Here is an 11103-nt window from a genome sequence, read left to right as displayed (position 1 = left end):
CGACCAACGGTCGTCACCCACCCACCTGCGCCGGCAGCTTGGCGATCACCTTGATCTCGAACTGGAATCCATACAGCCAGGTCACGCCGATGCCGGTCAGGGTGGGGTGGGGCGCCTCCCCCCAGTACTCCGGCACGATCGCCCAGGCCTTCTCGAAGTTCTTCTCCGGGTCGACGATGAACACCGTCACGTCGACCACGTCATCGAAGCTGCAGCCGGCTGCGTCCAGCACTGCGTTGAGGTTGTCGAAGGCGCGGCGGACCTGCGCATCCAGTTCGGGCTCGGGCGAGCCGTCTTCACGACTGCCGACCTGGCCGGATACGAACAGGAAGCCGTTGGCGCGCACCGCCGGGGAGTAGCGGTTGCGCTCATACAGGGCCTGGCGGCCAGCGGGAAACACGACGTCACGGTTCATGGGATTGCTCCGTCAGGGGCCCGGCAGGCTGCCGCAGCACGAGATTCATACTGGACCGGCTGGTCTGCTGGATAAACCGACCCAGAGCGCCTAGATTGTTCGGCATATCCAACAAATAGGGGCCCGGCATGGACCGCTTCGACGCAATGCGCGCGTTCGTGCGGGTGGTGGAGACCGGCAGCTTCACCCGCGCGGCGCAGACCCTGCAGCTGGGCCGGACCGGGGTGACCGAACGGGTGCAGCAGCTGGAAGCGCACCTGCGCGTGCGCCTGCTCAACCGCACCACCCGACAGGTCAACCTGACCGCGGAAGGGGAGGTCTACTATCCGCGCGTGGTGCGCCTGCTGGCCGAACTGGAAGACACCGAAGCCAGCCTTTCCACTGCCATCGCCGCCCCGCGTGGCCGCCTGCGCATCGACGTGCCCAGCCCGTTCGCACGCCTGCTGCTGGTGCCGGCGCTGCCCGACTTCCATGCGCGCTATCCGGACATCGAGCTGCAGATCGGCGTCAGCGATCGCGAGGTCGACCTCATCGGGGACAGCGTGGACTGCGTCATCCGCGGCGGTGCGCCGGTCGAACAGTCGCTGGTGGCGCGTCATATCGGTGACCTCGGCTTCGGCATTCATGCATCGCCTGGTTACCTGCAGCGCCATGGCAGGCCCGCCCATCCAGACGAACTGGAAGGGCCGCATCAGCTCACGGTTGGTTTCCTGCGACCGCGTACCGGCCGCACGCGCCGCTTCGTGATGCAGCGTGGCGCAGAGCAGATCGACCTGCAGGGACGCCACGTGATCGCCGTCGACGATGGCGACGCCTATCTCGCCGCTGGCCTGGCCGGGCTCGGCATTGTCTGCGTGCCGGACTACATGGCCGCCGCGCCTGCTGCGCGCGGCGAACTGGTGCGCCTGTTCGAGGACTGGCAGATCGAGTCGATGCCGATGCACCTGATGTTTCCACCGAACCGGCACGTGAACCAGCGCCTGCGGGTGTTCATCGACTGGGTGACCGCGCTGATGCAGTCCTGAACTGACCCGGTTGCCTCTGGCGGCCGCCAGCGCGCCGCACCTACGCTGGGTACGAGGCGCGCGGCCGGCGTCGAAGGGGTTGCCACCTTGCATGTAGACGCCATCCGCATCCAGCACCTGCGTGCCTTCAGCGACGCACGGATCGACTTCGCGGCGGCCGACGATCCTGGCGTGCCCGGCGCACTTTCCAACATCCATGTGCTGCTCGGCGGCAACGGTACGGGCAAATCCACCGTGCTGCGTGCCATTGCGTTGGGTGTACTGGCGCCGGTGATCGAGCGCGATCCCACCCTGGAGGGCACCGCCTGGGTACGCAGGGCACCACGCGCCGGCGCAGGCAGGGACCGGATGGCTGCCGACTTCGCCTTGATCGATATCGACCTGCGGCTGCACGGCCAGGACCTGCTGCGGTGCGCCGGGCAGCCTCCACGCATGTTGCCGATGCAGGCGCGGATCGAGCGTGTCGGCGAGCTCGACCTGATCGACTGGCATCGCCCGCAGGATCACGTACTGGCACGTGAGCTGCGCCTGATCCAGCAGGTGCGCGAACCCAGTGCGTTCTTCCTGGTGGCTTACGGCGCCTCGCGTTGGGTCGATCACGCGCAGGCAGGGACGAGCACAGCATCGATGCCGCTGGCGACACAGCGACGGCAGCGCGTGGCCAGCCTGTTCGACAACCGCGGCCTGTTGCCGCTGGCTGCCTGGTTGCCTGCGTTCGCGCTGCAGAACCCGGGCCGCTACCGGCAGGTGGTCACCCTGATGGATCGCCTGCTACCGGCGGGATGCCGTCTGGCGGCGGCCCCCCCCGGTGAGGCTACCCGGTTCGATATGGAGGGTATCCTGCTTCCGTTCGAAGGCTTGTCCGACGGCTACCAGGCGTATGTGGGCTGGATCGGCGACCTGCTACATCAGCTGTGCATGGGCGCACCGTCTGGGCGCAGGCTGGTGGACAATCAGGGCGTTGTGCTGGTCGATGAGATCGACCTGCACCTGCATCCGGCATGGCAGCGCGTGCTGCTGTCCACCCTGTCGCAGGCGCTGCCGAACCTGCAGTTCATCGTGACCACCCACAGTCCGCTGGTGGTGGGCGCGCTGCAGCCGTCGAACCTGCTGGTGCTCGAACACGCGGGCAGCGAGGGCACCCAGTGCCGCCGCCTGCCCGAACGGATACACGGCCAAAGTGCCGACCAGGTGCTGCTCAGCCCGTACTTCGGATTGGCCACCACCCGACCCGCGGAGGTGGGTGAGGCGCTGGACAGATTGCGGTTGGCCAGCGAGCGGGGCGATCCCGCTGCGGCAGCAGCGTATCTGCAGTTGCTTGCCTGCGGGGAGGGCCTGGCATGATCCGCATCCCGGTGACCGAAGCCGAACTGGTTGCCCTCATCGCTGCCCACGATGGCCGCTGGCTGGAAAAGGCGCGGCAGCGCACCGCCGAATACCGAGGCCAGGGTCACTACCTGGAAGGCAGGGAATTCTGGGGCGACATCAAGCAGGTCTACATCGAACTCCAGCATGAAAAATGCGCCTACTGCGAGAGCCGTCTCGCTGGCCGCGCGCTGGCCAGCAAGGTCCACGAAGTCGAGCACTTCCGGCCCAAATCGAAAGTGGGGGCGTGGCCGCCCGCCACCGGCAGGGGGGCCGTCGGCTTCATTCCGCCGTGCCCGGTCGGCAGGCCCAGCACGCGCGGCTATTACCTGCTTGCCTACCATCCCCTGAACTATGTCATCGCCTGCACCCGCTGCAATTCGACGTTGAAAGCGGACTACTTCCCGGTGCGGGGCAGGCGCCGCACGCGCGCGTCCACGCCGCAGTCGGCACGGAGCGAAGATCCGCTGCTGGTCTATCCGCTCGGCACCCTGGACACCGATCCGGCACGGATCATCCGCTTTGACGGCGTGCTGGCCGTGCCGCGCCGCAAGCGCGGCCGCGACCACGAACGTGCGCGGGTGACGATCGAATTCTTCCAGCTCAACCACCAGGACCTCACCAGCCGGCGCGCGCGCTTGCTGGGGGCGCTCTGGCTTGCGTTGCGCGCCCTGCAGTTGCCGGGAGTGCCGGATGACCTGCGGCAGCTGCAGCAGCAGTCGATCGCGCAGGCGCAGTCCGATCAGGCCGAGTTCGCCGCCTGTGCGCGCGACTTCATCGTGCTTCATGGGTCTGATCGGGAACGCGCGGACGTGCTCGGCGGCATGGCACTGCAGCTGGCCGTCGGCTGAGAGAGCAGCTGCGCCACCGCCGCCACACCGGTGGCCACACCGTCTTCCGTCGCCATCCGCCGACCCAGTGCCGTCGCGCGCGCATGCACGTCCGGATGCTCGGCGATGGCCAGTGCGGCCGACAGTCGCCGGCTGTCCAGCCGCCGGGGCGAAAGGGGCCGCGGCGCCACGCCGAGCCGATGCAGGCGGTCGGCCCAGAAGAACTGATCGGCCGCGAACGGCATCACCATCGAGGGCACGCCGGCGCGGCAGGCCGAGTGCGTGGTACCGCTGCCGCCATGGTGGATGACCAGCGAGGTAAGCGGGAACAAGGCTTCATGCGGCACCGCCCCCACCACATGTACGTTGCCGGGAAGGGCCAATGCCGGCGTGCCGGACCATCCGGGCGACAACAGCACGCGGCGTCCTTCCAGCATGCGCAGCAGGGCCGACAGCACCGCGTCGCGGTCGAAGCCGGTCATGCTGCCGAAGCCCACGTAGACCGGTGGTGGGCCGGCATCCAGGAACCCCTGCAGGGCGGGCGCCGGCGACCAGTCGGTGCTGTCGGGCAGTCGCCACTGGCCACACACTCGATGGTCGGCCGGCCAGTCCGCGGGCGTGGCGACCAGGCTCGGCGACACCCCGTACAGCATCGGCGCATCGATCCACGGCGTGGTGGCCGGCGGCAGGCCCAGCACGGCGCGGCGGGCCTGGTTGATCGGCCCGCGGAACTGTTGCCAGATCAATCGGGTCACCAGCCGGTGGCTGAGCCGGTTCAGGGGAGCCGGCGTCCAGCCGGGCGGCAGGAACGGCGAGGGGAAGGCGCGGGTCGGGGTGATCGGGATCATCCCGGTACCGATCACAGGAATGCGGTGGCGTTCGGCCACGCTCATGCCGACGAAGGCGGCCAGGCCACCGGCCAGCACCGCATCGCAGCCTGCCGCGGCGTGGTCGGCCTGGCGCATCCAGTCGGCCACGTGGCGGCGCGCCATCCGGGCCAGTCCGCTGCTGGCGGCCCGTGGGCTGTTGCCGCGCGACAGCAGCGCCACCACCTCTTCGTGGATGTCGCCCTGCAGGGCGGCATGGGGGACATCCAGGTCCCGCGCGCTGCCCAGCGTGCCGCCGTCGGCGAGCAGCAGCACCTGGTGCCCGGCGTCGATCAGCCCGCGGCAGAGCAGGGTCAGTGGGCGGGTGTCGCCTTCGGTGCCGTAGGTCAGCGCGAGGAGTCTCATGTGCCCTGTGTAGCAGGGACCGGGCGAGGGCTCCGTAAACCGGCGCCCGCTGCCGGGCAGGCTTGCAGGTTTCCCCGCTTCGCGGCATAATTCGCGGCTCGCTGTGTCCGGTCAACCCCGGATGGCGGTGCCGGGAATACGTCCTCCGGTGCGCCTAGGACAGCGTAACCCTTTGATTCTCTTGACGTGTGGTGGGCAACCATCGAGGCCGCCGTCGCCCGGGCTACGGGCTGACAACATGTGCGGATCCTTCCGCAGAAGCTCGGCCTTCCCTGGCCGGACTTTCAATACAAACTTATCGAGGTGCGCAATGTCCCGCGTATGCCAAGTTTCCGGCAAGCGAGTGCAGACGGGTAACAACGTCTCGCACGCAAACAACAAGACCCGTCGTCGTTTCCTGCCCAACCTGCACGAGCGCCGCTTCTGGGTCGCCAGCGAAAACCGCTGGGTCAAGCTTCGTGTTTCCGCGCATGCACTGCGCACCATCGACAAGAACGGCATCGACTCCGTTCTGGCTGAGCTGCGTTCGCGCGGCGAAAAGGTCTGAGGAGTAAATCATGGCAGGCAAGCGCGACAAGATCCGTCTGATTTCGACGGCCGGTACCGGCCACTTCTACACGACGGACAAGAACAAGAAGAACACCCCCGGGAAGATGGAATTCCTGAAGTACGATCCGGTCGTGCGCAAGCATGTCCCGTACAAGGAAGGCAAGATCAAGTAATCCGCCAGGATGCTTGAGCTTCCCGAATGAAGAAACCCGCCGCGAGGCGGGTTTCTTTTTTGCCGTGGCCCAGCCCGTGGCAGAATGCGGCTTCCTTCGGGCAGGTGGCGCGATGCTCTTCGAGTGGATGCTGGGATCATGGCTGCTGCTGCTGGACTGGCTGATCCGGCTGGCCGCGCTGTTGTGGATCCCCGCCCGCACCACGCCCGGCGCCGCACGCAGCTGGCTGCTGCTGGTCGGCTTCGTGCCCTTGCTGGGCCTGCCGCTCTATCTGTTGTTCGGCCATCCGTGGCTGTCGGCCGAGCGCCTGCGCCGCCAGGCCGAAGCCTCGCAGGTGATCCGCGAAGAACAGGCGCTGCAGGCGGCCCTGCGCTGGCAGCCGGACGCGGACACCACCGTCGCCGAAATGGTGCCACTGGTGGAACGGCAGGGCGATTTCATGCCGGTGCACGGCAACGCGCTGGACCTGCTGACGGGTTACGACGACTCGCTGGCCCACCTGATCGCCGACATCGACCAGGCCGAAGAGCGCGTCCACCTGCTGTATTACCTGATGTTCGACGACGCAGTGGGCGATGCCATCGTGGAGGCGCTGCAGCGTGCCGCCGCGCGCGGCGTGCACTGCCGCCTGCTGCTGGATGCGGTGGGCGCCAAGCGCGGCCTGCGCGCCTACCGCAAGCGCCTGCTGGCGCGCGATATCGATGTCCGCGCGATGCTGCCCGGTGGATTGCGCTGGCGCCGCAGTGGGCGCATGGACCTGCGCAACCACCGCAAGATCGCCGTCATCGACAACAAGGTCGGCTATATCGGCTCGCAGAACCTGGCCGATGCCGGTTTCGTGCGCGGCCGTCCGAACCGCGAGCTGGTGGCGCGGGTGCGCGGCCCGGCCGTGGCCCACCTGGAAGCGGTGTTCGCCAGCGACTGGTACATGGAAACCGGCCAGCGGCTGGAGGTGATGGCCGATGTGCCGGTGTGCAGCGAAGACGTGGCCACCCAGCTGCTGCCCAGTGGCCCGGCCTACCCCTTCAGCAACGCGCGCGATGCGGTCAATGCGTTGATCCACCTCGCGCGCCGGCGCATCGTGCTGGTCACCCCGTACTTCGTGCCCGACGAGGCTACCCTGAGCGCACTGCGCATTGCGGCCCTGTCCGGGGTGGATGTGCAGCTGATCGTATCGGCCACCAGCAACGCACGGCTGACCGCGTGGGCGCAGGAAGCCTACTACGATGAACTGCTGCGCAGCGGCGTGCGCATCGCCTTGTACGAACCCCATTTCCTGCATGCCAAGCACCTCAGCGTGGACGAGGACATCGCCCTGTTGGGATCGATCAACCTGGATATCCGTTCGTTCGCGCTGAATGCCGAAATCGGCCTGCTCTGCTATGACCGGAAGATCGTGCGCCAGTTGCTGGATATCGAGGACAATTACCTGCGCAACTCGCGGCCCTTGGAGCTTTCGCAGTGGCGCAAGCGCCCCACCTGGCGGCGCAGCCGCGAAGGCATCGCGCGGCTGGCCGATGCGCTGATGTAAAGGCGCTGGCCGATCCATCGCCTACAATCAACGCATGAACGATACAGCGACTCCGCACCGCATCGACCTGGCCATCATCGGCGGCGGCGCCGCCGGTGTGCTGACCGCCCTGCACGTGCTGCGCACTGCGCGGATGCCCCTGCAGGTACGTCTGTTCGAGCCGGCATCGACCTTGGCCGAGGGCATCGCCTATGCCACGCCGGCACCGCAACACCTGCTCAACGTGCCGGCCGGGCGGATGAGCGCGCTGCCGGACCAGCCCACCGATTTCACCGGCTACCTGCGCCAGGTCGACGCCTTTCCGCAGGATGACGATGCGACGTTGGCGGGCCGCTTCGTGCCGCGCCGGCATTACGCTGCCTACCTGCGCCAGCGGCTGGCCGAAGCCGAGCAGGCCAGCAGCGCGCAGCTGCAGGTGGTCGCGCAGGCGGTGCTGTCGCTGCGCCAGCAGGACGACATGGCACGGCTGCAGCTGGCCGACGGCAGCGCCGTCGATGCCCGCCAGGTGGTGCTGGCCTGCGGCAACAGCGTACGGCCGATTCCGCTGGCTGGCGCCGATGCCCTGCCGCACGAGTCGATCGCCGAGGCCTGGGATTACGATGGGGTACGGCTGCTGGCGGGTGACCAGGCGATCGGCATCATCGGCTCCGGGCTGAGCATGGTGGACAGCGTGGTGGCATTGTTCGCGGCGGGCCAGAGCGGCGTGCTGCACGTGTTTTCGCGTCACGCGCTGATGCCGTTGCCGCATGCCCACGGCGCGCCCGCCACGTATGATCCGCAACCGCTGCTGGCGATGGGGCTGCGTGCGCGGCTGCACACGCTGCGCCGGCATGCCCGCGAGGCGGCCACGCACGGCATTCCCTGGCAGAGCGTGATGGAGCGCATCCGCCCGCTGGGCAAGGCCCTGTGGCAGACCCTCGATGAGGCTGACCAGCGGCGTTTCCTGCGCCACGTGGTACGGCATTGGGACGTGCACCGGCACCGTATCGCTGAAGAGGTCCATGTGCAGCTGCGCGATGCGCTGGCCGATGGCCGCCTGCAGCTGCACCGCGTGCGCCTGCAGGGTGTCGTGGAAACCGAGGCGGGCCTGCGCCTGGCCGCTTTGTCGCACGGCGCAGCGGTGCAGTGGGACCTCGGCGCGCTGGTCAATGCCACCGGCGTGGAGACGCGTGCGCAGGGCCTGCGCAATCCCTTGCTGAGGCAATTGCTGGCTGAAGGCATCGCGCGCCCGGGGCCGCATGGCCTCGGCCTGGACAGCGAGGCTGCAGGTGACCGGTTGATCGATGCCGACGGCACCGCGCATGGCGCCATCGGCGTGCTGGGCAGCCTGCGCATCGGCACGCTGTGGGAGAGCCTGGCCGTGCCTGAACTGCGTCAGCAGGCCGAAGATGCGGCACGCCACGCGGTGCGGGAGCTCGAAGCAGCGATGCCGTAAAATGGGGGCATGGATGTCTCCCACCTGCTTGATGGCCTGAACCCGGCCCAGCGCGATGCCGTGTCCGCCCCCCCTGGCCACCACCTGGTGCTGGCCGGCGCGGGCTCTGGCAAGACCCGCGTACTGACCCACCGCATCGCCTGGCTGCACGAAGTGTTCGGCGTGCCGACCCATGGCATTTTCGCGGTCACCTTCACCAACAAGGCGGCCGGCGAGATGCGCCACCGGATCGACGCGCAGCTGCCCAATGGCAGCCGTGGCGCCTGGATCGGCACCTTCCACGGGCTGGCCAACCGGCTGCTGCGCCTGCACTGGGCCGAAGCCAGGCTGCCCGATTCCTTCCAGGTGATGGACTCCGACGACCAGCTGCGGCTGGTCAAGCGCGTGGTGCAGGCACTGGAGCTGGACGACGGCAAGTATCCACCCAAGCAGATCGCCTGGTGGATCAACGAACAGAAGGACGAGGGCCGCCGGCCGCAGCACATCCAGCCCGAGCCGAATGACGCCTGGCTGGACACCATGCGCCAGGCCTACACCGAATACCAGGCGCGCTGCGACCGCGCCGGCCTGGTCGACTTCGCCGAACTGCTGCTGCGCGCGCATGAACTGCTGCGCGACAACCCGGCCCTGCTGGCGCATTACCGTGCCCGCTTCCGCGAGATCCTGGTCGACGAATTCCAGGACACCAACTCCATCCAGTACGCCTTCGTGCGCGTGCTGGCCGGCGATACCGGGCATGTGTTCGTGGTCGGCGACGATGACCAGGCCATCTATGGCTGGCGCGGCGCGAAGGTGGAGAACGTGCAGGGCTTCCTGCGTGATTTCCCCGGGGCGCAGACCATCCGCCTGGAACAGAATTACCGTTCCACCGCCAACATCCTCGGCGCGGCCAACGCGGTCATTTCGCACAATCCGGACCGCATCGGCAAGGAGCTGTGGACCGACAGCGGCGACGGCGATCCGATCGACCTGTACGCGGCCTACAACGAGATGGACGAGGCGCGTTACATCGTCGAACGTGCGCGCCAGTGGGTGCGCGACGGCGGCAGCCATGGCGAAGTGGCGGTGCTCTACCGCAGCAACGCGCAGTCGCGCGCGCTGGAAGAAGTGCTGCTGAGCGAGCAGGTACCGTATCGCGTCTACGGCGGCATGCGCTTCTTCGAACGCGCCGAAATCAAGGATGCGCTGGCCTACCTGCGGCTGCTGTCCAACCGCAACGACGATGCGGCCTTCGAGCGTGCGGTCAATACCCCGACCCGTGGCATCGGCGACCGTACCCTGGACGAGGTGCGCCGGGAGGCGCGCGCACAGGGCATTTCGCTGTGGGAAGCCACCATGCTGGTCACCCAGGGCAACGCGCTGGCGGCACGCGCGCGCAATGCGCTGGCCGGCTTCCTGGTGCTGGTCAACGAGCTGCAGGCGCAGACCGTGCACATGACCCTGGCCGAGCGCATCGACCACGTGCTGGCGCGCTCGCTGCTGCGCGAGCACTGGAGCAAGGAAAGCCGCAACGCGCTGGACTCCGAATCGCGCACCGACAACCTCGACGAACTGGTGTCGGTAGCCTCGCGCTTCGTGCGCCGGGCCGACGATGTCGAAGAAGTGGAGGACATGGACGAGCTGGTCGCCTTCCTCGCCTATGCCGCACTGGAAGCGGGCGAAGGACAGGCCCAGGCCAACGAAGACGGGGTGCAGTTGATGACCCTGCATTCGGCCAAGGGCCTGGAGTTTCCGCTGGTGTTCCTGGCCGGCATGGAAGACGGGCTGTTCCCGAGCGCACGTTCGCTGGAAGAAAGCGGGCGGCTGGAGGAAGAACGCCGACTGGCCTACGTCGGCATCACCCGCGCCCGGCAGAAGCTGGTGCTGTGCTACGCCGAATCACGGCGCATCCATGGCCAGGACAACTACGGGGTGCCGTCGCGCTTCCTGCGCGAGATCCCGCGCGAGCTGCTGCATGAAGTGCGGCCGAAGGTTCAGGTGTCGCGGCCGGCATCGCTGGGCGCCAGCCGCGGCGGCGGGCATGCCGCGCTGGAAGCACCGCCGCTGAAGCTCGGGACGATGGTCACCCATCCGAAGTTCGGCGAAGGCATGGTCACCGATTACGAAGGCAGCGGCGCGCATGCACGCGTGCAGGTGGAGTTCGCCGATGCCGGCAGCAAGTGGCTGGTGATGGCCTACGCCAACCTGACCGCGCTGTAAGCTCGGCGGCCGCGCATTGACCCGCCACGTGCTGTTCCTGTGCAGCCAGAACCGCCTGCGCAGCCCGACGGCCGAGCAGGTGTTCGCCGACTGGCCCGGTGTTGAAACCGCGTCGGCCGGGCTGCTGGCCGATGCGGACGAACTGCTGGGGCCTGAGCTGCTGGAATGGGCCGATCTGGTGTTCGTGATGGAGCGCGCGCACCGCACGCGGCTGTCGGCACGCTTCGCCCCCTGGTTGAACGGCAAGCGCGTGGTGTGCCTGGATATCCCGGATGACTACGACTACATGGACCCGGTGCTGGTCGAACTGCTCAAGCGCAAGGTCAGTCCGCACCTGCGCTGAGTGGCC

Annotated in this window: 11 protein-coding genes; 9 read left to right on the top strand and 2 right to left on the bottom strand. The window is 68.0% G+C overall.

Annotation, left to right across the window (positions count from 1 at the left end; translation table 11 throughout):
- Positions 1–13 precede the first annotated feature (13 nt).
- Positions 14–415 carry a RidA family protein gene (locus SOM47_RS12615; RefSeq protein WP_320505780.1) on the bottom strand — a complete coding sequence of 134 codons (402 nt, stop codon included), beginning with the start codon at positions 413–415 and terminating at the stop codon, positions 14–16.
- Between the two features lie 128 nt (positions 416–543).
- On the opposite strand from SOM47_RS12615, the gene SOM47_RS12610 reads away from it, so the two are divergent.
- From SOM47_RS12610 to SOM47_RS12600, 3 genes are all read left to right on the top strand, one after another.
- On the top strand, positions 544–1440 hold the full coding sequence (locus SOM47_RS12610; protein ID WP_320505779.1) for a LysR family transcriptional regulator: 897 nt from the start codon (positions 544–546) through the stop codon (positions 1438–1440).
- Positions 1441–1527: 87 nt separating this feature from the next.
- Positions 1528–2784, top strand: a complete 1257-nt coding sequence (locus SOM47_RS12605) for an AAA family ATPase (protein WP_320505778.1) — start codon at positions 1528–1530, stop codon at positions 2782–2784.
- Positions 2781–3656, top strand: coding sequence for an HNH endonuclease family protein (locus SOM47_RS12600; protein ID WP_042613884.1), 876 nt, complete (start codon positions 2781–2783; stop codon positions 3654–3656). Before SOM47_RS12605 ends, SOM47_RS12600 begins: the two co-directional genes overlap by 4 nt.
- Here the strand turns inward: SOM47_RS12600 and SOM47_RS12595 are convergent.
- Positions 3590–4867, bottom strand: coding sequence for a glycosyltransferase (locus SOM47_RS12595; RefSeq protein ID WP_320505777.1), 1278 nt, complete (start codon positions 4865–4867; stop codon positions 3590–3592). The genes SOM47_RS12600 and SOM47_RS12595 overlap by 67 nt on opposite strands.
- A 310-nt stretch (positions 4868–5177) precedes the next feature.
- On the opposite strand from SOM47_RS12595, the gene rpmB reads away from it, so the two are divergent.
- The 6 genes from rpmB to SOM47_RS12565 all read left to right on the top strand — a co-directional run bounded on the left by rpmB (position 5178) and on the right by SOM47_RS12565 (position 11097).
- Positions 5178–5414: a 50S ribosomal protein L28 gene (gene rpmB / locus SOM47_RS12590; RefSeq protein ID WP_019185625.1), complete on the top strand. Its 237-nt coding sequence runs from the start codon at positions 5178–5180 to the stop codon at positions 5412–5414.
- 7 nt (positions 5415–5421) lie between these two features.
- Entirely contained in the window at positions 5422–5589 is a 168-nt protein-coding gene (gene rpmG, locus SOM47_RS12585) for a 50S ribosomal protein L33 (protein ID WP_182339464.1), read from the top strand.
- Between the two features lie 112 nt (positions 5590–5701).
- Complete coding sequence (gene cls / locus SOM47_RS12580) at positions 5702–7120, top strand: cardiolipin synthase (protein WP_320505776.1); 1419 nt, start codon at positions 5702–5704, stop codon at positions 7118–7120.
- A 34-nt stretch (positions 7121–7154) separates the two neighbouring features.
- Positions 7155–8555: an FAD/NAD(P)-binding protein gene (locus SOM47_RS12575; protein ID WP_414715800.1), complete on the top strand. Its 1401-nt coding sequence runs from the start codon at positions 7155–7157 to the stop codon at positions 8553–8555.
- Between the two features lie 9 nt (positions 8556–8564).
- Positions 8565–10754, top strand: a complete 2190-nt coding sequence (gene uvrD, locus SOM47_RS12570) for a DNA helicase II (RefSeq protein ID WP_042613880.1) — start codon at positions 8565–8567, stop codon at positions 10752–10754.
- A gap of 16 nt (positions 10755–10770) precedes the next feature.
- Positions 10771–11097, top strand: coding sequence for a low molecular weight protein tyrosine phosphatase family protein (locus SOM47_RS12565; protein WP_192085018.1), 327 nt, complete (start codon positions 10771–10773; stop codon positions 11095–11097).
- The last annotated feature ends 6 nt before the right edge of the window (positions 11098–11103 follow it).

The sequence above is a fragment of the Stenotrophomonas sp. CFBP8980 genome (genome assembly GCF_034046095.1).
Lineage (GTDB): Bacteria > Pseudomonadota > Gammaproteobacteria > Xanthomonadales > Xanthomonadaceae > Stenotrophomonas > Stenotrophomonas lacuserhaii.
The sequence above is the reverse complement of the archived record's forward strand: the minus strand, read 5'-3'. Positions and strand labels throughout refer to the sequence as shown.

Coding starts and splice junctions, on each gene's coding strand:
- SOM47_RS12615 (WP_320505780.1), bottom strand. CDS start 415: ATGAACCGTGACGTCGTGTTTCCCGCTGGCCGCCAGGCCCTGTATGAG.
- SOM47_RS12610 (WP_320505779.1), top strand. CDS start 544: ATGGACCGCTTCGACGCAATGCGCGCGTTCGTGCGGGTGGTGGAGACC.
- SOM47_RS12600 (WP_042613884.1), top strand. CDS start 2,781: ATGATCCGCATCCCGGTGACCGAAGCCGAACTGGTTGCCCTCATCGCT.
- SOM47_RS12595 (WP_320505777.1), bottom strand. CDS start 4,867: ATGAGACTCCTCGCGCTGACCTACGGCACCGAAGGCGACACCCGCCCA.
- rpmB (WP_019185625.1), top strand. CDS start 5,178: ATGTCCCGCGTATGCCAAGTTTCCGGCAAGCGAGTGCAGACGGGTAAC.
- cls (WP_320505776.1), top strand. CDS start 5,702: ATGCTCTTCGAGTGGATGCTGGGATCATGGCTGCTGCTGCTGGACTGG.
- SOM47_RS12575 (WP_414715800.1), top strand. CDS start 7,155: ATGAACGATACAGCGACTCCGCACCGCATCGACCTGGCCATCATCGGC.
- uvrD (WP_042613880.1), top strand. CDS start 8,565: ATGGATGTCTCCCACCTGCTTGATGGCCTGAACCCGGCCCAGCGCGAT.